The following is a 24,651-nucleotide window of genomic DNA, read 5'->3' on the forward strand; positions in this document are numbered from 1 at the left end:
GATGCTCCTTTCTTTATTAGTCAAAAACCCAACTCACTTGAGTTGGGATTTTTGTTATTCAGCCGTTTTGGGTTGCGGACGACGATTGTTAGGACGACGTGGTCCCTTCTTAACAGTCTTTGTCACCTTGGTAACATTGGGATTACCCGGTTTTTTTGGTATTTGACGCTTATTTGATTGCGCTCCTGATTGTGTCGTTGTTGACTTATGGTTATTTGGTCGTCTGTTTTGATTAACTTCCATTACCACAGGCATCACCATTGGGCGACGACGAGTCTGTTCAAACAAGAATCTTGAAAGTACTTCTCGAACACTATTTTTCAGCTCATTCCAATCAAAATTTTTAGTATTACTAAGGTAATCTTCAATTTGTTTAACCGTTAAGTCTGAGGCTTCTTTCATCAAATCACGATTTGCTTTAACATACACAAAACCGCGCGACGTTAACTTGGGTTTTGAAACAACTTGCCTCTTTTTGCGATCAATCGTCACAACGGAAACAAAAATACCATCTTCAGATAAAATGCGCCTATCGCGAAGCACTACATTACCGATATCACCGATCCCTGCGCCATCAATCAGTGTTTCGCCAATTGTAAATGAATCTTGTAACTCAAAGTGATCATCCAACCATTTGAATTGATCACCTTTCATAGCCATCATGATATGGTCTTCGGGAATATTGACTTCCTCAGCAGCATCTTTTGCAGCTGTCATCACACGATACTCACCTTGAATAGGCATAAAATAATCCGGTTGCATGATGTTAATCATCATTTGTAAATCATTCCGAGAGGCATGACCACTTGACCGCATATCATTACTGATTTGCTTGACATCTGCTCCCTGTTTAAACAACATATCCCGCGTCTTCGCAACAACGCCCTCCATTGCAGTTGAAGGCGTCGTCGTTATAAATACGAGGTCATCTTCACCAATATGAACGTACTTATCCTCGCCATTAGCCATCCGGTTAAGATGTTTAATCGGTTCTCCCATGCGACCGGTTTCAAGAATGACGGTTTGACTAGCCGCCAAATTTTTTGCATTTTTCAAATTCACAAAAAGCTTACTTTCAGGAATTGGCAAATCCAACTTTTTCAAACGAATTGCTGTTCTCACGACATTTTCAATATCGTTTCCCGACAAAACCAGTTGCCGCTTTGTTGCAGCAGTGGCATTGATTACTTGCTGAATTCTTTGAATGTTTGACGCAACCGCAGCAACAATAATGCGTTTTTTCTTATTGTCTCGGAAAGTCTCTAAGATATAATCGCCAATTTTCGATTCATTAACTGAGTCAGCGCCGCCTTCTGTACCAGCCGCATCGGCCAACAATGCCAAGACTTTACTTTGGCCAACTTCCACTAGACGTGCAATATCTGTCCGGTAGTAACTTTCAGCAGTTTGGTCAAATTTGAAATCACCGGTATATACAACTTGCCCGTATTCAGTCCCTAGCACAATCCCTAGCGATTCTGGAATTGAGTGTGTAGTATTGAAAAATGATACCTTGACATCGCCAAAATCAATTTCAGTCTTTTCATTGACAACATGATAGTCGTCGTAATCTTTTAAGGCGTCTTGATCCTTGATAGCCAGTTTAGCTAATTCAATCGTTAATTCAGAGCCAAATATTGGCACATTTACTTGTTGCAGAAAATAAGGTAATGCCCCAATCGCATCAGCGTGTCCATGTGATAAAAATACACCAGCAATTTTATCTGTATTTTTGATTAAATACTCAAAATCTGGTACAACCACATCAACACCAAGCTGATCAGTTTCGGGATATTTCAGCCCAGCGTCCAAAATAAAAATTTCGTCATTCACAGTCACAGCATACATGTTTTTCCCGTTTTCGCGGACTCCGCCAAACGGAATAATACTTAAATTAGTCATAATTCTTCCTTATAAATGATATTTGAAAATAGCAAGCAACAGGGTTGTTTGCTTTCTCTTTTTTTCGTATAAATCATAACAGGATTCTACTGGTCTTATAACACTGAGGTCATCCTTGTTGCTTGTCTCGATACTTCACTAGCTTCTATTTTAACATACTTTTCTCTCATTTTCTGTTATTATTGATGTAGCCTACGCTCGACTATTATTTGTTGATCAAATTACGTCAAGTCATTGGCAAAGTTTTCCCCACTCAGAAAGGAATTTATTTTTCATGCAGCGTCAACCTTTTAAAAAATCACATAAAAAACGGAATTTAATTATCACGTTGGTAATCGTCGTCGCACTGGTTATTGTCGGTTTTACAGTTCTTGGGCAACAATCTAATGACAGTAAAACAACCACTTCATCATCTAGTACGAGTTCAAGTAAAAAGAAAAAAACAACTAAAAAAGCATCAACTTCTAGTACAGAATCTTCTACAAGTGAAGTTTCTAGCGCTGAAAGTTCAAGTACTGTCACTGTAACACAAGCACCAGCAAGCGCTAGTAGCGAAGTCGCAGCTGCTATTAGTAGTGCAAAACAAGACGCAACACAAGCACCCGTTGATAGTTCAGCCAGCAGCAGTGTTTCGTCAAGTGCAGCCTCAAGCAGTGTTGCAACAACCACAGTTGGTAAGTGGACACTGTCAGCATATAACAACTTAGCCTTAGGTAGCACTTCATACAATACCATTCGTCAAACTTATGGTGACCCAACCTATTTGACGGCTGATAGCCAGTATGCCTATGCCACATGGCAGAGTCAAAGCGGTGCCAAAGTAGTCATTATATTTACACCAAGTGGCAGTGAAAATAATGTCCAATTGATTGCTAGCAGTAAATCACAAACTGGACTTCAATAAACAAAAAAGTCAATTTCAAAATCGAAATTGACTTTTTTGATGACTATTTTATGTATTGTTGAGCAATATGCTCAACATGATTCGTTAGCTGTTATGACTTCTTCTCATGCCGTAAGATTTGCTTCTTTTGCTTAAAATGTTGATAAAGTTTGTAAGTGATTATAATTAACAATATGATCAAGAGCCAATACCACCAATTCATCGTCCACCTTTTGACCATTTGGGTTTTGACAGGAGTACCAACTGTAAAATGTTGCGAGAATCGCCAAATATGCCCTTGTTTATCCTTCATCACTACTTTAGCCAAGTAACGTCCGGACTTCAAATCATTATCCCCTTTAAACACCAAATTAAAGTTAGATGTTGGCGCAATTTGACGTTGGGTTTCATGACGTGACATTATTTGTTTTTTATTTTGAAGATCTGTTATATCACCGTCAACAGTTACATCAGAAATGTTGATTTGATTTGGCGCCGACATTTTCCAGATGACATTGGGTCGATATAATTGTGTCTTTGTTTTGATGGTTTTAGCAACAATTTTTGGTTGAACCTGCTGATCATTTTCTCGTATCACACAGCCTATCACATAACTAAAACGATTCTGCATACCACCCTGCTCTTTGATCTTATCATCTAACTGTTTTGTGATATAGATACCACCTTCGATAATACCATTGAAAGGCTGTTGCGGCATGTTAACGTCAACAACGATTGTTGCTATAGTCTTAGCTGGTACAGTCACAATTTTAGGACCACTATAATTAACGATTCGATTAAAATGAAAGTCAGCCGGTCCTGTCAAAAGACGTCCAGCATTATTCTGACTATAATCAATAATTAAATTGTCGTTGGTTACAGCAGCGTTTGCGTGAATAGCAAACACTGCTTGTTCTTTATCGTTGTTAGAAAGCTTAAGCTTAAGCTGAGTACTGTCCTTGGGAGACAATTTTAAATCAAAATAGCTCACTTTTTTATCAATTTGATTAGGATGTTGTTCAGCTTTCACGCTAAACAGCGGTGCGGTTGCATCAGCACTAACAGATGCCTGCCACCCAAAACCTAAAGCAAAAAATGTTGTTAAAACAAGATATTTCAAATATTTCATAGTTTTCCTTTAATGACTCACTTCCGCAGTTAGCCAATCCACTGTACCAGTGTAATCTCCCGCCTTAATAGGCACATTCGCGTCTACCTCTAACATGGCATAAACAAAAAAATGCACCAATTTGTCATTAAAATTCTGTTTTGTTGATTCTTTTGTCCAAAATATTTGTTGCCAGGTGCCATAAATATTTAATGGTTTAGCAGCCGTGCAGTTATAACCCCATTGAAATTTTTCTGATTCTTGATAATCAGAAGCTATCAAATTAAAAGACAAAATTGGCAAACTCGTTCCCGTTCGATTCATTTTCATAGGGGACGCTTTAGCTGATACCGTGATGCCTGTTCGCTTACCAGATGGATAAGCAGTTTTACCGCCAGACCATATTTCAATCCTGTTATCGATAACGCTTGGACCCGATAAATCTGGTGAACTTTTACGATAAATCAAGCGATTACCCACTAATTGTTTATTTTGTAGTGCGATAACGCCAATATCAAATACGGGCACTTTATCAAGTGAAATCGGATCTTTGGCGCCATGCTTGATATCTGCTGAATAAACAGCAACATGGGTGTCAAAAAAAGCCACCATTATTCCAAATACGGTCAGAAAGCAGAACAGCCAAATTGAAAATTTTTGTCTCGTCCGCTCTACCATCATTGTTAGGCTTTAACATCTAACAGGGTATAGTCGATTGTGCCACTATACTCAAGTGCCTTAACACCTGTATTGGCAAAGTCAACAGCCGCACTCACTAAACCAGTACTATTTAATCCGTTGGAATTAGCATCTCCAGTGGCAATTGTGTTAGCAACCGTATAAATTTCGCTATTTTGACTTCCAAGAATTGAACCACCAATCGAATTTGTATTACCATTACCAATCGTCAACTTAAAACTACTAATTGGTAAAGTTAAACTCGAACTTTGTCCAGGGACAGCAGCCGAAGCAGTCTTCATTTGCGACGCTTTTGCTTGTACTTGATAGCCCTGATCACCACCACGCGTATCCTCAACTGAGATAGAATAATCACCAAGTACAGTCATTGTATTCGTTCCTGATCTTAGTTCGGATGAACCAAAATCAAAACTAGAAACTCGTGTTAACTTCAAACTACTGGCAGGATCTGTGTTACCAGTAAAAGTCACGCGCGAGTTTCCTGACAATGAATTGGCGGAAACATTTTGGGTTGCTACATACGTTGCATTACTCAACAATGTCATTGTTGCCAAACTACCTAATGCTACACTTATACGCTTAACTGTTCTCATCATAATATTTCTCCTAAAATATTTAAAAATGCTCTCTTGTCGTTCAAATAATGACTGATAAGTCATTTGGCCAAATGATTTCTACTTGTAAAGTCTTTCTTGAACACATTCTATTTTGACAAATAATGTTATAAAATGTTATGGTCAATTATATTCATATTTGTCCTTTTTAAATTCACACAATATTCATTTTTAGTATTATTTGGAGGTAAAATCATGGAAAATAGCAACTATCGCAATGCTAAAAGACGCCAAAATGATATTTTGAACGCTGTTATTGACTTATTAAAATGTTATCCCCTTGAGAAAATTACTATTTCACAAATTGCGCGTCAATGTCATATCAACCGCAAAACTTGCTACCTTTACATTAGCGAACCTACTGATATTCTTTGCAATTATCTAACTCAAAAAATTATCACGGAAATCGAAGATACAATCAATCATTGTCAAATTCACGAAGGTCCGGTAACCTTTGATATTCGAAATCGGGCTTTGCGGCAGCACGTGCTTGAAGTTTTGTCTGCAAATCAGTCATCTCTAATTACTGTTTATCAACAATTAGGTCCAGATTTTGAACTGTTTAATTTATTAATCAGCTATTTCAAAAAGCACTGGGCACCATTTAATCTAATTCGTCACGATGATTATGGCGCCAATTTTATCGTCGATCAACAACTACACTTTTTAGGTCAGTCCACTGTGTCTTGGTTAATGTCTGATCCTCTCTTGCCTGTTCATGAAGCCGCATACCTCAGTGAGCTTTTAATTAGCACTTCGATTAGTGATACTAGTTTTTTAACAACACATTGGCATGATAATATTTCAAAAACGCAGTAGTTTGTGCATCAATGTAATAGCAAATAAATGGTCATATCATAATCGTTTGACCAATAAATCCATTTCTAAATCGTTTAATCATCATTTTTTTCAATAAAAAATACTGAATCAATCCCTGAAATATGATAATTCATCGGAATATTACATATTTTTTAACAGAATACAAATAAAAAAACCGCCAATGCGGTTTGATTTTTTATCCGTGAATACCAGCTCGCTGTGCAATCGGTAAAATGATATTACCAATGACAGATACAAGTATAATGCCAGTAATAATTTCGAACAGGCTGTTAAAGGATACAAGCCCTAAAAGCCAGCCTAACAAATTGTGATTTGGAATACCGGTAAAATTGGTTTTCATGACTGTAAAACCAACTACCGTGAATAATACCACACCCACTGTATTGATGAGAGCTGATAATGCGCCAAGTGCACCTAAACCAATTGTACGAAAACCGGACTTTTTCTGACGGAGCCACCGATTAAACAGCCAGCCTACAACAGCGCCAATCAAAATCCTTGGTACAAGTGCTGTGAAAGGATTCTGAAACATCAATGAGCCAATCGTACCAGGGGTTGACCAGGCTTGCCATAAAGTAATCACACCCCAAAAACCACCCAAGAACGCACCCCACTTGCCACCTAAAATAATAGCGGCTAGTGCCACAGTAAATTGAATAATTGTTGGTTGTGCACCAACAATAACAGCGCCTAACGGAATGTACCCGAGCCATGGCACTAAGACTTGCAGTAAAATAATCGCCATAAAAAACGTCGCTACAATCAAATATTTTGTCTTATTATTTGTCATGATGATCACCTCTTATACTTATCTATTGTTAGTATACATTATTCGATTGAAGATTTCTCAATATAATATTTGTTTTTATCATCTAAAATCGGTATAATTTATGAGTACCGCGTCCATAGTTTAACGGGATAAAACGGGGACCTCCTAAGTCTTTGCTCCCAGTTCGAGTCTGGGTGGACGCATTTAATTACCCTTTAATATCAGCTTTCTCTGCAATGAGTAACAAAATACCAGCAACAAGGCCGACTTCAATAAAACCAACTATTATCTCAAAAATTGCATTGAATGATACAATACCGACTAACCAAGGCAAAATACCATGCGTTGGAATACCAGTGAAATTGGTATGCATAACGGTAAAACCCACTGTCGTTAGCAATACAACACCCGTTGTGTTAATGATAGCCGCGACTGCGCCTAGTAATCCCAATCCAAAGACTTTCGTGCCTACTCGACGATTTCGGAATAGTGCATTGAATAGATAGCCAACTAACAAACCTACCAAGAGTCTCGGTACAATCGCCGTTAATGGATTTTGAAACATCAATGAACCGATAGTCCCAGGATGTGTTAACGCGTTTATAAATGATAACACACCCCAGAAGCCACCAATAAATGCGCCATACTTAGGTCCTAAAATAATCGCCGCAATAGCAACTGTAAATTGAATAATTGTTGCAGAAGCGCCAACAACAAATGCGCCAAGTGGCAACATGCCTAACCACGGCACAATCATTTGAACTAACACAATCGCCATAAAAAAGGTTGTTACAACCAAATATTTTGTTTTTTTGGTACTCATGTTATTCTCCTAAATAGTTTATGCCATATACTATACATTCAAAAGATAAGTTTGTCAATAAAAAAATGTCTGTTTATAGATTCAAAACAGACATTTTTTATAAGCTTATTGTAATCAACATTAACGAAAGATGATATGTTTGACAGTAAGTTCAAACAACTGAAAACTGCCGATTTTTAAGACTGATTTGAATATCAGCAGCTTTGGCAACGTTTGGTTCGTGGGTAACAATAATGACTGTTTTCCCAACTTCATGAGCCAGTTCTTGAAATATGCTAATTACCTCTTGTGTATTTTCTTCATCTAGGTTCCCAGTCGGCTCATCAGCAATGACAATTTTTGCATCTACTGCCAAAGCTCTAGCAATCGCCACACGTTGTTGTTGCCCACCAGATAATTGTTGCACGTTTTTATCAGCTAGTGTTCGATCAATGCCTAACTTATTGAGCGTACTATATATATATTCTTTATCACCAGTATGCTTTGATTTTGTCATTGACAACGCTGAGGCAACATTTTGAGTTGCGGTCATATAATTCAAAAGATTGTATGCTTGAAATATAATGGCCACCTTTTGGTTACGATATTTCGTTAAACCATAGGATTTGATATCCTGATCATCCAAAGTAATTGTTCCCTCAGATGGTGTGTCCAATCCTGCCAAAAAACTTAATAATGTTGTTTTACCAGAACCTGATTGACCGACAATACTATACAGTGTGCGTGGCTCGAATGTCATATTCACATTTTCATATAAGGGACGTTCCTGCGCATTATATTGATGTGTCAAATTTTTAATTGCTAATGTCATTGACTAACTCCTTTTATTGTTTCAAGTGAGACTCTATTCATTTGACAAAATCTTTTTTGGCTTCAATCGGAAGATTGGTGTTGACCCTGCAACAACTGCGATAGCAATAATACCCAAGCCTAATCCACCGAGTTCAGCCATGGCTGAGCCACTTAACTTTGTTTTTAAGTTTTGTACTTGACTACCCGTTGCTGTCATTGTGCCGCGATTTGCACCGCCAGCAGTTGGTGCACCAGATCCACCGCCACGCCCACCACCAAATCCAGCACCGGCTGTGGTTGTTTGTGTAGCTGTTGTTTGCTGTGAAACTAGTTGCTTACCCACGGCATTACCAACAAAATTACCAGCAACACCCGCAATGACAAGTGAAACAACCAATATTGCAAATAGTTCAGAGAATAATTGCAGTACAATTTTAACTTTGCTTTCACCTAATGACATTAACACGCCAATTTCATGACGCCGTTCACGAATCATCAATACAGTAATTAATGCAAGAATAATTGTACCGGCAATACCAACAACCCACACGATCTTATTAGCAAAGCTTTGAACGTTTTTCATTGGTTTCATTAGCAAAGCATAGGTCTCAGCACTTGAGGTTAAACTGAAACTACTTGAGACTAACTTTTTAGCGGCTTTGGTAAAGGCAGCTTCCTTTGAAGAGTCTGTCAATGTGTACACAACACTGGTAACTGTGGTGCTATCACCATTTACCGTACCGGCGAATGTATAACTACTGAAAATAGTATTAGATGGATCAGATTGTTGACCAGGTCCACCTTGTGCCGCACTGCCAGAAGTTGTCTTGGCTTTGTAGATACCGACAATTTTCATTTCGTAAGTCTTAGACGTCGTGGCAGTTGTTTTAACTTTAATGGTATCGCCAACTTTTAGCTTGTTGCTTGTTGCTAATTCACTTTCGATTACCACATTATTCGTATTTTTATCTGCTGATGTTATGCCTCGACCAGAAGTAATTGTATAGGATTTTGACTTAAAATTAGTTTCGGCGGCCGTCGTTGAAACACCGCTGATAGTAATATCGCCTTGGGTTGAAGTATCACCGGAAGGTCCACCTTTGAAACCACCACTTGATGATGTTGTTGTAATCGCTGTGAAACCACTGGCATTTACTGAAGCACTATTGCTAAATTGATATCCCGCCACGTTGCTTAGTGCAGCTATTTTTTCAGCTGTGGTTATACTAACCCCAGGTAATGAAATACTTGGTCTAGTTGTGGAACTGCTGCTCGATGATGACGCACTTTCCTGACTTTTTCGCATTGCTGCGAAAGCTTTCTCACGGTTAGCACTCAACGTAACAGTGGTTCCTGCAGCGTTTTTAGCACTATTAGTTGCTTGAATCGCTGCATTTTGGATAATAATGCCCGCCAAAACAAAGATCATAATCGCACTCATCACCAAGGTAATGAGTAAAGTTCGACCAATTTTTTGCCGTAAATACAAACCAGCTCGTTTGATAAAATCCATGATAACACTCCTTAAACTTACTTAATGACGACAATATATCAATCAAAAATTAAACTTATATCAATTAAATGAAAATTAAATGAACAAAACTGTTAATATGTTGGTAAATCAACGGTTATCCTGTATGATAGAGTTACATTATATTAGTAAGATTAGAGGATATTTTATGTTATCAGAATTTAAAGCCTTCATTATGCGCGGGAACGTTCTCGATTTAGCAGTTGGTGTTATCATTGGTGGTGCATTCACTGGTTTGGTAAAGTCATTGACAACCAACTTGATCGGGCCAATCATTGCTTTTGCGACTGGTGGTCATTCAGACTTAGACAAACTACAATTAGTCATTAGCAAAACGCTAACCTTCAAGTATGGGGCTTTCTTAAACGATTTGATTAACTTCTTGATTACAGCATTTGTTGTTTTCATACTTGTCAAAGTGATTAACCGCGTCTTCAAAGCTAACAAAGAGGAAGCCGTTCAAGCTAATCCTGAGCTTGAAGTTCTGACAGAAATTCGTAATTTATTGGAAACAGAGAAAAAAGCTTAATAGATACTTTTGACCTACCACAATGAACGTGGTAGGTTTTTTTGTTCAAAAAAAAACACCACAACATGGTGTCAATATTAACGAATCGCTTTTAGAGCATCATCAATTTGGTTTAGAATCACCTGTTGGTTATCCTTTTGCTCCAAATCGTATGTTTGTAAATCAATTTTAAGTTTTGGTGAAGCATCATAAGCATCAAACCAATCACGATAGGCCGACCACATCTTGAAATAGTAGTCACGCAATCCTTGATTGTTATCAAATTGCTCATAGTTGCGACCACGCTTTTTAATGCGATACAAAATGGTGTCAAAATCCGTTTCGGCGTATACCATCAAGTCAGGTGCTTTTTTAGGCATTTTTTGCAGTTCAGCCATCATATTATCAAGTAAACTCGTATAGACATCCATTTCAGCATCAGAAATATTACCATCTTTATGATTTTCCTCAGTAAACAAAGCGTCTTCATAGATAGAACGATCTAACACATTGTTGTCATCTGCAAGTGCTTGTTTAATCATATCAAAACGACGATTCAAAAAATAAATTTGAAGCAAGAAGCCGTATTGTTTTGGATCTGAATAGTAAAGTGGTAGCACAGGATTATCACCTACTGGCTCATAAAATGCTTGTGTACCCATATGCTCTGCAATTAAGCCTGTTAATGTCGTTTTTCCAACGCCGATCATGCCCGCAGTAATAATCACCATAACGACCTCCAATAATTTATTAGCCTACCTATCATACAAAAAAAACGCCCAAATAACAAGGTCAATTGTTGGACGTATTGACAGTAAAAGCCGAACTATTTCACTAACATCTTTAAGCCAGATCGAATATAACCATCTGTCGAATCGCTCGTTTGACTTAATTGCTCACCTACGACTTTAATATCTTTTTTAGTATATCCCAATGCCAAAAGTGCCTCAAGCGCGTCATCAAGTGCTCGAGAATCATTTGTCGCTGTGGCTGGTGTTGCCGTACTATTTTCAACTGCTAAATCGTCTAATTTTCCTTTTAAATCTAATACAATTTGTTGCGCAGTTTTTTTACCAACACCTGGAAACTGCGTTAAGTATGCGCTATCGTTATTCTCCACCGCATTAATCAATCCAGTAGCATCAGCGCTAGCCAAGATTGCCAAGGCACTTTTGGGTCCAATACCAGAAACATTTAATAGCTTATTAAACAATGCTTTTTCATTCGCATCAATAAAGCCAAACAAGCTGATATCATTTTCTCTGACAATTTGTTGCACATAAACATGTGATTCAACATTCTCCTCAAAACGATAAGGATTTGCAGTGTAAAGACGATACCCGACGCCACTCCGTGAGGCAATCACGATATAAGCTGGTGTAATATTCGTAATTAATCCGTTAATATATTCGTACATATTCATACTCTCTTTCACTATTAGTGTCATTCAATCAGAAAATTAGTTCTTAGCAGATTAAACTATCTGTTTTTTCATAATTTTTCTTGACGTCAGCTATTGAATCAACTTACTTGAATTACCACCCAAACAAAGCGTTTAATAACGCGACCTATAATACATGCTGTTTCAAAAATGCAGCAACTCGTTCAATATATTCTTGCGGATATTCTTCAAAAGCAGCAACATGCCCTGCGCCCTGCGGCAACCACACATCATGCTCTCCGTGATGCAGTTTAATCAATTCATAAACCATTTTGGTCGGCACAAAATCATCAGCTAAGCCATGAATAAACAGCGTTGGCAATTGACTTTTTCCAATTAAAGGACGGGCATCTGCCTGAGAATACTGAAAGCCAGCCCGCCAACCAGACATCCAATTTAAAACGTTTAAAAAAGGGAATGCCGGCAAATGAAACATATGTCCAGCCTGATATCTGAGTTCATCGTAGGCGCTTGTATAGGCCGAATCAGATATCACGGCTTTGACATTATTTGGTAGCTTTTCACCACTTACAGACAAAACCGTTGTCGCGCCCATGGACATGCCCATCAAAACAATTTTCTGCTGTTTATCTTTTTGACACACCATATCAATCCACTGCAAATAGTCAAAGCGATCCAAATAACCAAACCCAATAAATTTACCACCCGACTCACCATGTGCCCGATTATCTGGCACTAAAACGTTAAAGCCTAAGCTGTAAAACAAATCACCATAAGTTGCCATTCTAGCTTTTGTTATACGCCAGCCATGACTTAAAATGACAGTTTTTTCACTGTGCTGATTAGCAACATACCACGCTTTCAATTTCAAACCATCAAACGAAGTTATTGTCCAAGTTTCTCGTGGTAGTCGATTAAACCTTTCTTGATTAGCAAATAAAACGTTATCTGGATACACATCATCTGGCACAACTGTTTTTTCACTAGCCACTGTGGCCATTCTAAAAAGTTGATTTGTACCAAGAATAGCACCACCTAAAGCCAGACTCGCAGCTAAAAGCGTTGTTGTTCTTTTTTTCATTCATTTATACCCCTATTATTTGTGAATGAACATGGCATCTCCAAAACTAAAGAAGCGATATTTATCTGCAACAGCGTGCGAATAAGCATTCAAAATATTATCACGGCCAGTAAAAGCAGCCACCAGCATAACAAGCGTTGATTTAGGCAAATGAAAATTGGTTATGAATGCATCCACAACAGTCCAATGATAACCAGGCTTAATGAAAATATCAGTCCATCCAGAATCAGCTTTTAGGTCACCATCAAACTTTGACCCAATTGTTTCTAACGTCCTGATTGATGTCGTACCAGTAGCAATAATACGTCCGCCATTAGCACGCACTTCATTCAATTGATCCGCTGCCTCTTGACTTAATTGATAAAACTCACTGTGCATTTTGTGATCGTCAATATTTTCTTCATCAACTGGTCTAAATGTTCCCAGCCCAACGTGAAGTGTTAGCTCGACTGTTTTAACTCCCTTAGCTCGAACCTTGTCTAATAATTCAGGCGTCCAATGCAGCCCTGCAGTTGGCGCAGCAGCGGAACCATCTACTTTTGAATAAACAGTCTGATATCGCTCTTGGTCATCTAACTTTTCTTTAATATAAGGTGGCAACGGCATTTCACCTAACTGCTCCAATAATTCCATGAAAATGCCATCGTAATGGAATTCAACATAACGACCACCGTGCTCCAACTCACCAACGACCGTAGCTGTCATAATCGGATTATCCAAGTCATCCCCAAAAACAATTGTTGAACCAACTGGTGATTTTTTTGCAGGTTTCACCAACGTTTCCCAAACATCACCGTGATCTTGACGCAACAATAATACTTCGGCATGACCGCCTGTTTCTGGTCTAGCTCCATGTAAACGTGCCGGTAAAACGCGTGAATTATTCATCACAATTGCATCCCCAGCGTTGACATAGTCCAAAATATCATAAAAATGCTTATCCTCATATTGACCTGTCTCTGCGTTAAGAACTAACAAACGTGAGGCATCGCGCTGTTTTAGCGGTGTTTGCGCAATCAATTCTTCCGGTAAATCATAATCAAAATCTGATAACGTGTAGTGTTTCTCTGTTGTCATTATTAGTTTCCTTTTCCGCCGCTGTTCCCAGCTAGCCCCGTTGCTTTTTCAAATTCATATCCCGTTTGTGAAACAGCCATTTTTTCATCAAGTGACAGCTGTTTATTCACGTTCGGTATGTCAAAACGCTCTAGTACGTCTGCATAAGTTAAATGATTCTTGTTGAGATATTCAACCAATAAAGCGAGTTCATGACGTTGTGTGGGTGTCGGTTTGTTGATGGTGATGACTTCATCAAATGCCCGCTCGACTTGTCGGTCAAATCGCTTATTTTCCGACTCAATAGCATATGATTGTTCAATCATTTCTAACCGCTTTTTTAATTCCAGCCATAACTTATCAAATGACAAGGGTTGACCAAAAGGATATTGCTGCATCAAAACAGAGTCAAGCGATAAATTGACCATACCGTGGTTTTCATACTCTGCTTCGTGAATGTGACCATGTACCGACAAAATTGGATATGGCAAATCAATTGCGTAATGGCTTAACCAAACCTGAATGCCATTTATTTTAATAGCCTTCGCTGTATCGACCACCTCAATGAGTTTTGTTTCAGGCGCCTTCAAGGCTGCTTTAAGTTGATCAGAATGGTCATGGTTGCCTTTGAAAAAAACTTTTTGTCCTTTTAGACGAGCCAATTGTGCAACAAAGTCCTGTTTCTTACGAAACATACCTAAATCACCCAAGAAATACACAACATCATCATCGTTTACCGTATCGTTCCATTGGTTTTCAAGATACTGATCCATATTGGAAACTGTAGGCTCAATGTCTAAGTTCCGCAACGCATCTGCTCTTGATTTATCAAAATATAAAATTTTTTCGTGGTTAAAATGCGTATCAGAAATAATAAAATTCATGATAGTTCCTCTTGATAAGGTACGCCAAGATGTTCGTAAGCTGCCTGCGTCACCACCCGTCCACGCGGGGTACGTTGCAAAAAACCAATTTGCAGCAAATAAGGTTCAACCATAGACTCCAATGTTTCAGCTTCTTCACCAATATTAGCTGCAATTGTATTTAATCCCACTGGTCCACCATGATAATAGGCAATCATAGTATCTAAAAATTTATGATCTGTTTCGTCTAAGCCACGATTGTCAACACGTAGTTTGTCTAGACCAACTCTAACAATTTCTTTGTCAATTGCTTGTTTCCCTTGTACTTGCGCAAAGTCCCTTACCCGTTTTAATAAACGATTGGCAATTCGGGGTGTCCCGCGTGACCGCAAGGCAACTTCATAAGCTCCTTCTGGCTTAACAGGCGCGTGCAAAATATCGGCTGTGCGAACCACAATATGTTGCAACTCTTCTGGTGTATAAAACTGGAGCGCGTTAATAATACCGAACCGATCCCGCAAAGGTTTCGATAGCATGCCAGGTCTAGTTGTCGCACCAATTAACGTAAACGGTGGCAAGGGAAAATGGACTGCTCGAGCGGTTGGTCCCTGTCCAACCATAATATCCACAAAATAGTCTTCCATTGCCGAATACATCATTTCTTCAATGTTAGTTGGCATACGATGAATTTCATCGATAAATAAAATATCTCCTGGCTCAAGTTCGTTTAGCAATGCCACTAAATCACCTGGCTTCTCAATAGCAGGACCTGATGTCGTCTTGATATGAACCCCCATTTCATTAGCAATAATCATCGCTAACGTAGTTTTTCCTAGTCCTGGTGGGCCAAATAACAGTACGTGATCTAACGCTTCTTCTCGTTGCTTGGCAGCAGCAATATAGACAGACAGCTCATCTTTGAGCGGTGTCTGTCCAATATATTCTCGTAAATATTGTGGTCTCAATGATAATTCGTCATGACGCTCCGCCTCATTTGCTTCTGCATCACGTAATAGTTCATCAACTTCAGTATTTTCTTCATACCATTGGTTAAATTGTGGTTCTGTTTCTGTCATACACATTATTATACACGTTTATCATAACGTAAAAAAGCCATTCTATCGACGATACAATGGCTTTTTTGAACAACAACACGCTACTCTTATCGTGCGACAATCACTGTTAAATCTGGTAGAGCTTCATGCCGACGATTATAAAATGTCACTGTAAACTTAGTCTCATTAACTGACAATACAGCATACGTGCCGCCTAAGTTAGCGTGTGATCCTTTTGGAATGGTTGTAGAACCAGGATTGATAAACAATTTACCTTGGTAAGTGACAGCACCTTCTTTATGTGTATGACCAAAAAGCACTACTTGCGCGTTTGCTTCATCCGCCGCTCGGCTCATTTGCTGTAAATTAGCCCAACCTAGTAGGGAAGTAGCATCATACAGATGACCATGTGTTTGGAAAAAAGTAACGCCGTCAATCGTTGTTGCGCGTGCATCAACGAAGTCAGGATCATCATCCATATTGCCAATCACGGTAGAAACGCCTTCAAACACTTTATCATCAGCAGGTAGTTCCGAATCACCATCATAAAAAATACCATCAACCCGTGATTGCCATTGCTTTAAAATATCCAAAAAGATAGCACGATCACCATGAATATCTGATACGATTAAAAATTGACTCATAATATGAATTATCCTTTCATTGCTAAACTTAATTTTCTGCCAACCATTGTGGGAGTTGTTTGCCAAGTGACTGCAACGCAAGGCCACGATGACTAACAGCATTTTTTTCTGAAGCCGTTAATTCAGCAAAAGTTCGATTGAACTGTGGCACCCAAAAAATGGGATCGTAGCCAAATCCATTATCACCATGTCGTTGCGTTGTAATAACACCATCAATGGTACCAGAAGTGACCAGCCGTTGCCTGTTAGGCGATAACAATACAATTACACTGTGAAAATGTGCCGCACGGTTAGTAGTATCACCCATCTTAGAGAAAACTTTTTCTATATTTGCGTCGTCATCATGATCACCTGCATATCTAGCAGAATAAACACCCGGTTCGCCGTTTAAAGCATCAATCGTCAAACCCGAATCATCAGCTAAAATATAGTCATTAGGCGCGATTTTTGCGATTGTGGTAACTTTTTTTGTGGCATTTTCTTCAAACGTTTGACCGTCCTCAATGATTTCTGGCACATTATCTAATTCCCGCAACGGTACGACTTTCAAATCAACATTGATATCACGTAATATCGATTCTAATTCTTGCATTTTGTGTTCATTATTACTGGCAATGATCAATCTTTTCATACGCTTTCGTCCTCTAAATGATTATTGGTTATCACTAAATGACGAACATCCAGTGGCTGTGCTCGTGACAACCAGTTCGTCGCAATTTTCTGGAATGTTACTTTATCACCAGTCGTATGATAAATATCTTGATCATGTCCATGAACAACATCTGAATGCAGGTTGTATGTATCAAGATATTGCCTAACAACTGTCACTGTTTCAGCACCAGCATCAATTAGCTTGACTTGGCTCCCCACGGCTGACTGTATAAATGGTGATAAAAGCGGAAAATGTGTACACCCTAGAATAAGCGTATCAACTGTGTCATCACCAAAATGACTTAAGTGATCTGCCACTAATTTTTGGGCGTATTCGGATTCATAGTCATCGTCTTCCACCAACGTAACAAAATCAGGTTCAGGTTGGGCCTGCACTATAACATTCGGCGCCAAGTTAGCCACTTCTTTTTCATAAATACCACTTGTTACCGTACCTTGGGTAGCAATTAAACCAATATGGTTACTTTTAGTCATACGAACTGCTGCTTCAGCACCAGATTGAATTACGCCAATGACGGGAATTGGTAACTTTGTCTGTAACAGTGGTAGTGCTCGGGCCGTCGCAGTATTGCAGGCAATCACCAGTAATTTAATCTTTTTTGTTTCAATCAAAAAATTGGCCATCTGAAAAGTATAATCGATTACTTCTTGAGCTGGCCGAGGACCATACGGCATACGTGCTGTATCGCCAATATACATAAATTGTTCGTTAGGTAGTTGTTCTTGGGCAGCCTTAACAACGGTTAAACCACCAATGCCAGAATCAATGAACCCAATTGGATTATTTTTATTCATATTATTAATTATGAACGGCTTAATTAAAAATGCAAGCATTTCACAGTCATAATTGTGTATAATGAAATGAAAGGATTACCGCACTTATGGACATCAATGATTACGATAAAATTTTACGAACAAATTTTCAAGTCAATAGCTTCGCACTTAGCCTTTTACGCGATGGTTTACTCGTTAATTTATTACAAGAAGACTATCCTCACATTCTGTACTGGGCTGGAAAAGAGATTGCACGCCAATTTCCAACTGATACTTTAACTTCTGTCAAAGAATTTTTTGCTGATGCTGCTTTCGGCGATCTAGAAATCAAATCTCAAGATAGTAAAAATCAGCGCTGGGAGTTGACTGGCGATCTAGTCAAGCAACGTCTTAGTCTGAATAAGAATGCTGATTTTAGTCTAGAAGCAGGTTTTTTAGCACAACAGCTTGAAGTTCAGACTGGTGCTATTGCTGAGGCAAATTTCAAGTATCTCAAAAAAAATGAAGGCGTTTCATTTGAAGTCGTAACTGACTTAACCGAAACAGTTAATGTCGAAGATATTAAGCAACGCGTTGCAGCTCGTGAAACTTTTTTAAAGAAAACACACGATACAACAGAAAATGCTACTATGATTGAGGTTCGCAATGATGATGACATTTCCCGCGAACAATCAATTACCGATTCCCTCTTAGCCTTTAATTTTGATGACACATTGATGCCCACCGAGGAACACTCTAGTCTGAGTGCTTTGTCCGGTGAAGAAATTGATCCATTCAATGTACCCTCTCATCCAAATAAGAATCAATAAAAACCACTAATTTTTATACATTACAGTGCCTCTTCCAGCCGCTTGTACATGTTTAAATTAGTGGTTTTTATTATTATATTTTTTTATAATAAAAAATCCCTTGACCTAAGAGGGGGATGGTCAAGGGAATTGATAGCCGAAGCTATCGGTGTTCAACCAGTAATTGGGGGAACTGATTGAAACATTACTGGGGGGAGTAATGAAACTCAAATGTTATTTGAGTATGTTTCTATTATAGACCAACTATGACCAAAAAAAGTATCTACATTTTGACAAAAACATTACAGAAAAATTACGTTAAAACTTGTCACATAAGTTAACAATTACACAATTAGATTCAACAATAGAACCATTCCCAGTCCCACAACAGCAATGATTGTCTCTAATACAGTCCATATTTGCAGTGTTTGCTTAACATTTAAATCAAAATATTCTTTAAACATCCAAAAGCCAGCATCATTGACATGTGAAAATGCTAACGATCCAGCTCCAATAACCAATACCATCAAAGCGGGATTGATACCTGAAGCCGCCATCAACGGCTGGACAAGCCCTGCCGCGGTTAAGGCAGCTACCGTAGCAGACCCCAATGCAACACGTAATAATACAGTAATTAACCAAGCCAAGATCAGAGGCGAAATTGCTGAATGAATGAACAAATCGGAAATTTGTTTTGAAATGCCACCATCAATCAATATTTGTTTGAAAGCAGCACCTCCACCAATAATCAATAACAACATAGCGATTGATTTAACAGCATCTTCAACCGTTACCATCATATCTTTTGTAGCACGACCTTGATGCCATCCCATTGCCCACAAAGCAAATACCAAAGAAATAATCATTGCAGCAACCGGGTTTCCAATCATAGTAATGAAAGCGTCAATTCCCTTCGGGTTTTTAAAAGGTTGACCATCATTGTAGATAATTGTGTAAATGGTCGTAATTCCCATTAATAAAACAGGAAACAATGACGTCAAAACTGAAATACCAAAACTGGGTGTCTCATTAATTTGAAAAGTCTTTTGTTGCCCAAATGCCGTTAATTGCTTTTTAACTACAAAAGCATCTGGTGCAAATTTCTGTGCTAATTTTGTAAAAATCGGTCCCGCAATAATAGCAGCCGGAATGGCCACGATTAAGCCATACACTAATACAGTTCCCGGATTAGCACCTAGTGCCCCCGCAATCGCTGTTGGTGCTGGATGAGGCGGCAAAAAACCGTGCGTTACTGACAAAGCAGCAGCCATTGGAATACCAAGATAAAGTAAAGGCACTGAAGCTTCTAAAGCAATCGCAAAAACAATCGGAATCAGTAACACCATGCCCACTTCAAAGAATAACGCAATACCTATGATAAAAGCCGCGACCATAATTGCTAACTGAACACGCTTTTTTCCAAATTTAGCAATCAGTGTGTGTGCAATACGATAAGCACCACCGGCATCAGCGACTAATCTTCCTAATACTGCACCAAAGCCAAACACAATGGCCAATTCACCAAGGGATGAACCAATACCATTTTGAATTGAAGTGGGAATTTGATCCAGTGGCATACCTAATCCCGCGCCAACTAGAGCAGCAGTTAAAATCAGTGAAATAAAAGTATTAATCTTAAACTTGATAATCAAGACTAATAAAAATAGGATGCCCAATCCTAAAACAACAAATGACATCATACGCATTCTCCTAAACAATATGTTATTTTTTGTAACCGCTTTCATTTTATCACACAATTCATATTTGTGGTTAAATTTTGTCGCAAAAAAAAGCACCTCACATGGAGATGCTTTTTGCAGTAACTTAAACGTCGCGACGACGTTCTTTAATACGAGCTGCCTTACCTTGCAATGCACGCAAGTAGTACAACTTTGCACGGCGAACCTGACCAAAGCGAACAACTTCAATCTTGTCAACACGTGGTGAGTGCAATGGGAAAGTACGTTCCACACCAACACCTGAAGAAATCTTACGAACAGTGTAAGTAGATTGGATACCAGCACCCTTGCGCTTGATCACAACACCTTCAAACAACTGAATACGTTCGCGTGAACCTTCAACGATCTTAGCATACACTTTAACAGTGTCACCGGCACGGAATTCAGGAATATCAGTACGCAATTGTGCTGATGTTACATTTTCTAAAATACTATTTTGACGCATTGGTCATTCTCCTATTCGACAATCTTGCACTTGCCCGTAGGCTAAACGCACAGCGGATTATCGTTAATATGGCAATTATCAGCCACATAACAGTATATCAGACACAATGCCCCGTGTCCAGTATTACTTAGCACGGGTCATTAAATCACTTGCAATTTTATCAATTTTAGCTTGAGATATTGCTTGTGTATCGGAAACGACGCCAATATAAAACTTTAGTTTTGGTTCTGTACCGGAAGGTCGAACCGCAACCCATGAACCATCTGCTAGCCAATATTTCAAAACATTAGCTTTTGGTTGCTTGAGTGTGACCGTTTCACCTGTGTTATCAGTTTCTAGTGAAGACAAGAAATCCTGTACACGCGCTACACTGACACTGCCAATCGCGTCTGGTTGATTATTTCGGAATTCAGAAATGATGGCTGCCATTTCATCGTTACCATGAATACCCGGAAAGTCCAAACTAATGGTTTTTTCTTCAAAGTAACCAAACTTTTCAAACAATTCGTGAACACCATCGGCAAATGTTTTGCCTTGTGACTTATAGTATGCCGCGACTTCAGCAAATAACACTAGTGCCTGAATTGCGTCTTTATCATGAGCAAAGGGCTTTACCAAATAGCCGAAACTCTCTTCAAATCCAAACAAAAACTCATGTGATTTTGTTGCTTCGTATTCATCAATTGTTGCTGCAATATATTTAAATCCAGTCAACACGTCCGCAGTCTCAACACCAAAGCTTTCAGCAACAGTTGATGCAAATCTTGATGAAACAATTGACGTCACAATGGCGCCATTTTCAGGCAATGATTTCGTATTTTTCTTCGCCGTCAAGAGATAATTGACTAATACAGCAGCAATTTGATTGCCCGTAAGCACTTGGAAACTACCATCCGCCAACTTAACCGCGGCACCCATCCGATCGGCGTCAGGATCAGTCGCGACCACCGCATCAGCACCCTCGCGCTTTGCATATTCAATCGCAAGTGTTAAAGCTGCTGCATCTTCAGGATTGGGCTTTTTGACTGTCGGAAAATCACCGTCAATGACAGCTTGTTCTTTAACGACAGTATAGTTAGTGAAACCAGCCTGTTGAAGAGCCTTTTCACCAATATACTGACCAGTGCCGTGAAGTGGTGAATAAACAAATTTGAGTGAAGCCCCCTCACGTGCTACTAGTTCAGGATCAACTGTTACTGTTTTCATTTTTGATAAATAAAGGTTATCAATATCGTCATCAATCATTTGAACATTGGTGTTTTTCTCATCCAATGAGATATCAAAAATATCAGCAATACCTTCCAACTCTTTCACAACTGCTGCAACAGCGTCGGGAACCATTTGGCCACCATCTTCACCATACACCTTATAACCATTGTATTCTTTAGGATTATGTGAAGCAGTAATCATGATACCGGCAAATGCGTTCAATTCGCGCACAGCAAATGATAGTTCAGGTGTTGGACGCAATGATGTAAACAAATAACTCTTGATACCATGTGCAGAAAGTACCTGTGAAGCATCTGCCGCAAATTCAGGAGAAAAATGACGAGAATCAAAACTGATTGCCACGCCACGCTGTTTTGCTGTCTCCCCTTGCGAAGCAATATAACGTGCCAATGCTTCAGTCACCTGACGAACAGTATAAATGTTCATGCGATTAGTACCGGCACCAAGTAGGCCACGCATACCCGCTGTACCAAAACTCAAGTTTTGATAAAAAGCATCTTCCTGCTCTTCAGCTGAATATGATACCAAATCAGAAGCTAGATAGTCAGGCAAATTCGCCGATTGCCACTGTGCCAATTTTTCTTGATAACTCATGATTAACCTTCTTTTCCCATTTTCTTAAATTATAACAAAATTATTTCCGTGTGAACAATGTCAAAATCCAGTTTCTAAACTTTTTCGTACGCAAAACAGTAATTGCTATCACAGCAATTATGATAAAAATGGTCACAGTCACTGCCTTTGGTATCTCTAAATGACCGACAAAATAACCAATTGAGACAATACTGGCTGACCACAAAACACTAGCAAAAGCAGCCATTCGTAAATAAACTGGAAAAGCTAACCCCAACCGATGTGCTAGCAATGGGACAGCGACACGAATAAATGGCAAAAAACGACCCAATACAACGAATAGTAACCACCTTTTTGGATGAAAATCTTTAGCAATTTCATCAGTCAAGTTACTGTGTGAATATTTTTTAATCCAAGGTATTTTAGCTACTTGTGTCGTAATCAATGCCCCCAACCAATAATTAACAGCATCTCCTAAAAACGAAGCAATCGCAAAAATACTAATCGCCAAAAATAATTCCCAAATATTGTGATGGGCACCAGCCAAGCTACCTACTGTAATCAAAATAGTATCACCAGGAATAAAACCTGTCACAATCCCAGCAGTTTCAATGAATATCAAGGCAAACATGATGGCAAATGCCGTTAATGTGAAATGGTGATCACTGGCAATTAAATGATCTAGCCAGTTGGGCAATGCAGTGATTGAATTTAGAAACATTTTCCCCTCCTAAATGTCACCAAAAGTTAGTCTTTTGGTAAATACAGTGACACTGGCAACAAACTATCAGTTGGCACAGTCGTTCTTGGTGTTTTAATCAGTGCAAACAATACTTCTATCAATTGTGATGCAGCCGCCGCAATCGGCTGCACAATTGTTGGCAAATTTGGATGCAAACGTCGAACAATTGGCGTACCATCGTACCCAATAATGTTAATATCCTCTGGCACTTTTTTACCTGCTCTCTGCAGCGCATTTTCTAGCTGAATAGCAGCCACGTCGTTATAGGCAAAGACCCCCTCAATGCCATTTTCAACGATATAAGACACCATATTGTTGATGTCTTTATTTGTAGCAAACCCTTGTAAACTATAATTTTGTCTGACAACAGGAATAGAATTCTGTCGTGTAGCGCGTAAAAATCCTGCATATCGTTGATGAGTTGGTGATTCTGAGCCATCATCATCGCTCAGCATTAACAGTTTTTTGCACCAGTAGACAACAAATACTCGCCAGCTAAGTAGCCCCCTTGTTCATTATCCTCGCTTACAATTGGCACATTATCCGCCAAATATCGATCATAAGAAACAATTGGTAAATAGGTGTTTTGATACTCACCAATCCCCAAATTATGAGAAGAGGTAATGATTCCTTCAACTTGATTTGCGGCAAGCATTTGAAGATACTGACGCTCTTTTTCAACATTATTAGCTGAAGTTGCAATAATGACCTTATATCCTAGCTCAAATAGTTGTTGTTCAATTTCGCTGGCTAAAGCTGTAAAAAAAGGGTTTTCCATGTTTGGAAAAATCAATCCGATAAATTGCGATGATTTTCCTTGCAGCGAGCGAGCCATGGCATTAGGCTGATAGTGCAACTCTCGCATAGCTTCGTGAACTTTATTAATTGTTTTTTGGCTCAATGAACCATAGTTATTGATGACACGCGATACCGTTGTTACTGAAACACCAGCCAACGCCGCGACATCACTTAATTTTGCTACCATTGCAATCCTCCATACTCTCTTAATATTCTATCACATGGTCTACTCCCCTTACTAAAATAAATGTGATAAACGTTTGACTTTATCTTGTTAAAGGTTTACCATTGTCCTCGTAAGTTAATTTAATCACAAAGTA

Annotated in this window: 25 protein-coding genes, 1 tRNA gene and 1 pseudogene; 5 read left to right on the plus strand and 22 right to left on the minus strand. The window is 38.9% G+C overall.

Annotated elements, in window-relative coordinates:
- Positions 1-54: 54 nt before the first annotated feature.
- Entirely contained in the window at positions 55-1,902 is a 1,848-nt protein-coding gene (locus tag IEU65_RS01225; RefSeq protein ID WP_010281448.1) for a ribonuclease J, read from the minus strand.
- Positions 1,903-2,176: 274 nt separating this feature from the next.
- Between IEU65_RS01225 and IEU65_RS01230 the strand changes: the two genes are divergently transcribed.
- Positions 2,177-2,806 carry a hypothetical protein gene (locus IEU65_RS01230; protein ID WP_010281446.1) on the plus strand — a complete coding sequence of 210 codons (630 nt, stop codon included), beginning with the start codon at positions 2,177-2,179 and terminating at the stop codon, positions 2,804-2,806.
- Between the two features lie 91 nt (positions 2,807-2,897).
- Here IEU65_RS01230 and IEU65_RS01235 read toward each other — a convergent pair whose 3' ends face one another.
- From IEU65_RS01235 to IEU65_RS01245, 3 genes are all read right to left on the minus strand, one after another.
- Positions 2,898-3,914: a DUF916 domain-containing protein gene (locus tag IEU65_RS01235; protein WP_010281443.1), complete on the minus strand. Its 1,017-nt coding sequence runs from the start codon at positions 3,912-3,914 to the stop codon at positions 2,898-2,900.
- 9 nt (positions 3,915-3,923) lie between these two features.
- On the minus strand, positions 3,924-4,502 hold the full coding sequence (locus IEU65_RS01240) for a hypothetical protein (RefSeq protein ID WP_168441464.1): 579 nt from the start codon (positions 4,500-4,502) through the stop codon (positions 3,924-3,926).
- A 74-nt stretch (positions 4,503-4,576) separates the two neighbouring features.
- Positions 4,577-5,188 carry a WxL domain-containing protein gene (locus tag IEU65_RS01245; protein ID WP_010281434.1) on the minus strand — a complete coding sequence of 204 codons (612 nt, stop codon included), beginning with the start codon at positions 5,186-5,188 and terminating at the stop codon, positions 4,577-4,579.
- A 213-nt stretch (positions 5,189-5,401) separates the two neighbouring features.
- Between IEU65_RS01245 and IEU65_RS01250 the strand changes: the two genes are divergently transcribed.
- Positions 5,402-6,025 (plus strand): TetR/AcrR family transcriptional regulator, encoded by a 624-nt coding sequence (locus tag IEU65_RS01250; RefSeq protein WP_010281433.1) that lies wholly within the window; start codon positions 5,402-5,404, stop codon positions 6,023-6,025.
- A gap of 196 nt (positions 6,026-6,221) precedes the next feature.
- Here the strand turns inward: IEU65_RS01250 and IEU65_RS01255 are convergent, their stop codons facing one another.
- A complete protein-coding gene (locus tag IEU65_RS01255; protein ID WP_010281430.1) occupies positions 6,222-6,836 on the minus strand; it encodes an ECF transporter S component in 615 nt (204 codons plus the stop codon).
- Between the two features lie 109 nt (positions 6,837-6,945).
- On the opposite strand from IEU65_RS01255, the gene IEU65_RS01260 reads away from it, so the two are divergent.
- Positions 6,946-7,018 (plus strand) — tRNA-Arg (locus tag IEU65_RS01260).
- A 5-nt stretch (positions 7,019-7,023) separates the two neighbouring features.
- On the opposite strand, the gene IEU65_RS01265 is transcribed toward IEU65_RS01260, so the two are convergent.
- The 3 genes from IEU65_RS01265 to IEU65_RS01275 all read right to left on the minus strand — a co-directional run bounded on the left by IEU65_RS01265 (position 7,024) and on the right by IEU65_RS01275 (position 9,943).
- The gene (locus tag IEU65_RS01265) at positions 7,024-7,638 is read right to left on the minus strand and encodes an ECF transporter S component (protein ID WP_139967111.1); all 615 of its coding nucleotides are present in this window, start codon (positions 7,636-7,638) and stop codon (positions 7,024-7,026) included.
- Between the two features lie 151 nt (positions 7,639-7,789).
- Positions 7,790-8,449: an ABC transporter ATP-binding protein gene (locus IEU65_RS01270; RefSeq protein ID WP_010281424.1), complete on the minus strand. Its 660-nt coding sequence runs from the start codon at positions 8,447-8,449 to the stop codon at positions 7,790-7,792.
- 33 nt (positions 8,450-8,482) lie between these two features.
- Complete coding sequence (locus IEU65_RS01275; RefSeq protein WP_010281421.1) at positions 8,483-9,943, minus strand: ABC transporter permease; 1,461 nt, start codon at positions 9,941-9,943, stop codon at positions 8,483-8,485.
- Positions 9,944-10,109: 166 nt separating this feature from the next.
- On the opposite strand from IEU65_RS01275, the gene mscL reads away from it, so the two are divergent.
- A complete protein-coding gene (mscL, locus tag IEU65_RS01280; protein WP_010281419.1) occupies positions 10,110-10,490 on the plus strand; it encodes a large-conductance mechanosensitive channel protein MscL in 381 nt (126 codons plus the stop codon).
- A gap of 77 nt (positions 10,491-10,567) precedes the next feature.
- Here mscL and IEU65_RS01285 read toward each other — a convergent pair whose 3' ends face one another.
- The 9 genes from IEU65_RS01285 to murI all read right to left on the minus strand — a co-directional run bounded on the left by IEU65_RS01285 (position 10,568) and on the right by murI (position 18,037).
- Positions 10,568-11,200, minus strand: coding sequence for a deoxynucleoside kinase (locus tag IEU65_RS01285; protein WP_010281416.1), 633 nt, complete (start codon positions 11,198-11,200; stop codon positions 10,568-10,570).
- A 95-nt stretch (positions 11,201-11,295) separates the two neighbouring features.
- Positions 11,296-11,886: a Holliday junction branch migration protein RuvA gene (gene ruvA / locus IEU65_RS01290; RefSeq protein WP_031941075.1), complete on the minus strand. Its 591-nt coding sequence runs from the start codon at positions 11,884-11,886 to the stop codon at positions 11,296-11,298.
- Positions 11,887-12,037: 151 nt separating this feature from the next.
- Positions 12,038-12,952: an alpha/beta hydrolase gene (locus IEU65_RS01295; RefSeq protein WP_010281413.1), complete on the minus strand. Its 915-nt coding sequence runs from the start codon at positions 12,950-12,952 to the stop codon at positions 12,038-12,040.
- A 15-nt stretch (positions 12,953-12,967) separates the two neighbouring features.
- Complete coding sequence (queA, locus tag IEU65_RS01300) at positions 12,968-14,029, minus strand: tRNA preQ1(34) S-adenosylmethionine ribosyltransferase-isomerase QueA (protein WP_010281410.1); 1,062 nt, start codon at positions 14,027-14,029, stop codon at positions 12,968-12,970.
- A 2-nt stretch (positions 14,030-14,031) separates the two neighbouring features.
- Positions 14,032-14,892, minus strand: coding sequence for a metallophosphoesterase family protein (locus IEU65_RS01305; protein WP_010281408.1), 861 nt, complete (start codon positions 14,890-14,892; stop codon positions 14,032-14,034).
- On the minus strand, positions 14,889-15,947 hold the full coding sequence (ruvB, locus tag IEU65_RS01310) for a Holliday junction branch migration DNA helicase RuvB (RefSeq protein WP_010281405.1): 1,059 nt from the start codon (positions 15,945-15,947) through the stop codon (positions 14,889-14,891). Before ruvB ends, IEU65_RS01305 begins: the two co-directional genes overlap by 4 nt.
- Before the next feature lie 86 nt (positions 15,948-16,033).
- The gene (locus IEU65_RS01315) at positions 16,034-16,570 is read right to left on the minus strand and encodes a YfcE family phosphodiesterase (protein ID WP_010281402.1); all 537 of its coding nucleotides are present in this window, start codon (positions 16,568-16,570) and stop codon (positions 16,034-16,036) included.
- Between the two features lie 28 nt (positions 16,571-16,598).
- On the minus strand, positions 16,599-17,201 hold the full coding sequence (locus IEU65_RS01320) for an XTP/dITP diphosphatase (protein WP_010281400.1): 603 nt from the start codon (positions 17,199-17,201) through the stop codon (positions 16,599-16,601).
- Positions 17,198-18,037 (minus strand): glutamate racemase, encoded by an 840-nt coding sequence (gene murI / locus IEU65_RS01325; protein ID WP_031941074.1) that lies wholly within the window; start codon positions 18,035-18,037, stop codon positions 17,198-17,200. The genes IEU65_RS01320 and murI overlap by 4 nt, the downstream gene beginning before the upstream one ends.
- 86 nt (positions 18,038-18,123) lie before the next feature.
- Between murI and IEU65_RS01330 the strand changes: the two genes are divergently transcribed.
- Entirely contained in the window at positions 18,124-18,825 is a 702-nt protein-coding gene (locus IEU65_RS01330; RefSeq protein WP_010281391.1) for a YslB family protein, read from the plus strand.
- A gap of 323 nt (positions 18,826-19,148) precedes the next feature.
- Here IEU65_RS01330 and IEU65_RS01335 read toward each other — a convergent pair whose 3' ends face one another.
- From IEU65_RS01335 to IEU65_RS01355, 5 genes and pseudogenes are all read right to left on the minus strand, one after another.
- The gene (locus tag IEU65_RS01335; protein ID WP_031941073.1) at positions 19,149-20,504 is read right to left on the minus strand and encodes a gluconate:H+ symporter; all 1,356 of its coding nucleotides are present in this window, start codon (positions 20,502-20,504) and stop codon (positions 19,149-19,151) included.
- A gap of 124 nt (positions 20,505-20,628) precedes the next feature.
- The gene (gene rplS, locus IEU65_RS01340) at positions 20,629-20,988 is read right to left on the minus strand and encodes a 50S ribosomal protein L19 (RefSeq protein WP_010281387.1); all 360 of its coding nucleotides are present in this window, start codon (positions 20,986-20,988) and stop codon (positions 20,629-20,631) included.
- A gap of 123 nt (positions 20,989-21,111) precedes the next feature.
- A complete protein-coding gene (locus IEU65_RS01345) occupies positions 21,112-22,812 on the minus strand; it encodes a phospho-sugar mutase (RefSeq protein WP_010281385.1) in 1,701 nt (566 codons plus the stop codon).
- Between the two features lie 40 nt (positions 22,813-22,852).
- Positions 22,853-23,512 carry a DedA family protein gene (locus IEU65_RS01350; protein ID WP_010281379.1) on the minus strand — a complete coding sequence of 220 codons (660 nt, stop codon included), beginning with the start codon at positions 23,510-23,512 and terminating at the stop codon, positions 22,853-22,855.
- 26 nt (positions 23,513-23,538) lie between these two features.
- Positions 23,539-24,518, minus strand: a pseudogene (locus IEU65_RS01355) (LacI family DNA-binding transcriptional regulator).
- Positions 24,519-24,651: the final 133 nt, after the last annotated feature.

This window comes from Leuconostoc pseudomesenteroides KCTC 3652 (genome assembly GCF_014634745.1).
In the GTDB taxonomy this organism is placed as follows: Bacteria; Bacillota; Bacilli; order Lactobacillales; family Lactobacillaceae; genus Leuconostoc; species Leuconostoc pseudomesenteroides.

What these genes read in the sequence shown, in the direction of transcription:
- IEU65_RS01225 (WP_010281448.1), bottom strand. Translation starts at nt 1,902, where the DNA reads ATGACTAATTTAAGTATTATTCCGTTTGGCGGAGTCCGCGAAAACGGG.
- IEU65_RS01230 (WP_010281446.1), top strand. Translation starts at nt 2,177, where the DNA reads ATGCAGCGTCAACCTTTTAAAAAATCACATAAAAAACGGAATTTAATT.
- IEU65_RS01235 (WP_010281443.1), bottom strand. Translation starts at nt 3,914, where the DNA reads ATGAAATATTTGAAATATCTTGTTTTAACAACATTTTTTGCTTTAGGT.
- IEU65_RS01245 (WP_010281434.1), bottom strand. Translation starts at nt 5,188, where the DNA reads ATGATGAGAACAGTTAAGCGTATAAGTGTAGCATTAGGTAGTTTGGCA.
- IEU65_RS01250 (WP_010281433.1), top strand. Translation starts at nt 5,402, where the DNA reads ATGGAAAATAGCAACTATCGCAATGCTAAAAGACGCCAAAATGATATT.
- IEU65_RS01255 (WP_010281430.1), bottom strand. Translation starts at nt 6,836, where the DNA reads ATGACAAATAATAAGACAAAATATTTGATTGTAGCGACGTTTTTTATG.
- IEU65_RS01265 (WP_139967111.1), bottom strand. Translation starts at nt 7,638, where the DNA reads ATGAGTACCAAAAAAACAAAATATTTGGTTGTAACAACCTTTTTTATG.
- IEU65_RS01270 (WP_010281424.1), bottom strand. Translation starts at nt 8,449, where the DNA reads ATGACATTAGCAATTAAAAATTTGACACATCAATATAATGCGCAGGAA.
- IEU65_RS01275 (WP_010281421.1), bottom strand. Translation starts at nt 9,943, where the DNA reads ATGGATTTTATCAAACGAGCTGGTTTGTATTTACGGCAAAAAATTGGT.
- mscL (WP_010281419.1), top strand. Translation starts at nt 10,110, where the DNA reads ATGTTATCAGAATTTAAAGCCTTCATTATGCGCGGGAACGTTCTCGAT.
- IEU65_RS01285 (WP_010281416.1), bottom strand. Translation starts at nt 11,200, where the DNA reads ATGGTGATTATTACTGCGGGCATGATCGGCGTTGGAAAAACGACATTA.
- ruvA (WP_031941075.1), bottom strand. Translation starts at nt 11,886, where the DNA reads ATGTACGAATATATTAACGGATTAATTACGAATATTACACCAGCTTAT.
- IEU65_RS01295 (WP_010281413.1), bottom strand. Translation starts at nt 12,952, where the DNA reads ATGAAAAAAAGAACAACAACGCTTTTAGCTGCGAGTCTGGCTTTAGGT.
- queA (WP_010281410.1), bottom strand. Translation starts at nt 14,029, where the DNA reads ATGACAACAGAGAAACACTACACGTTATCAGATTTTGATTATGATTTA.
- IEU65_RS01305 (WP_010281408.1), bottom strand. Translation starts at nt 14,892, where the DNA reads ATGAATTTTATTATTTCTGATACGCATTTTAACCACGAAAAAATTTTA.
- ruvB (WP_010281405.1), bottom strand. Translation starts at nt 15,947, where the DNA reads ATGACAGAAACAGAACCACAATTTAACCAATGGTATGAAGAAAATACT.
- IEU65_RS01315 (WP_010281402.1), bottom strand. Translation starts at nt 16,570, where the DNA reads ATGAGTCAATTTTTAATCGTATCAGATATTCATGGTGATCGTGCTATC.
- IEU65_RS01320 (WP_010281400.1), bottom strand. Translation starts at nt 17,201, where the DNA reads ATGAAAAGATTGATCATTGCCAGTAATAATGAACACAAAATGCAAGAA.
- murI (WP_031941074.1), bottom strand. Translation starts at nt 18,037, where the DNA reads ATGAATAAAAATAATCCAATTGGGTTCATTGATTCTGGCATTGGTGGT.
- IEU65_RS01330 (WP_010281391.1), top strand. Translation starts at nt 18,124, where the DNA reads ATGGACATCAATGATTACGATAAAATTTTACGAACAAATTTTCAAGTC.
- IEU65_RS01335 (WP_031941073.1), bottom strand. Translation starts at nt 20,504, where the DNA reads ATGATGTCATTTGTTGTTTTAGGATTGGGCATCCTATTTTTATTAGTC.
- rplS (WP_010281387.1), bottom strand. Translation starts at nt 20,988, where the DNA reads ATGCGTCAAAATAGTATTTTAGAAAATGTAACATCAGCACAATTGCGT.
- IEU65_RS01345 (WP_010281385.1), bottom strand. Translation starts at nt 22,812, where the DNA reads ATGAGTTATCAAGAAAAATTGGCACAGTGGCAATCGGCGAATTTGCCT.
- IEU65_RS01350 (WP_010281379.1), bottom strand. Translation starts at nt 23,512, where the DNA reads ATGTTTCTAAATTCAATCACTGCATTGCCCAACTGGCTAGATCATTTA.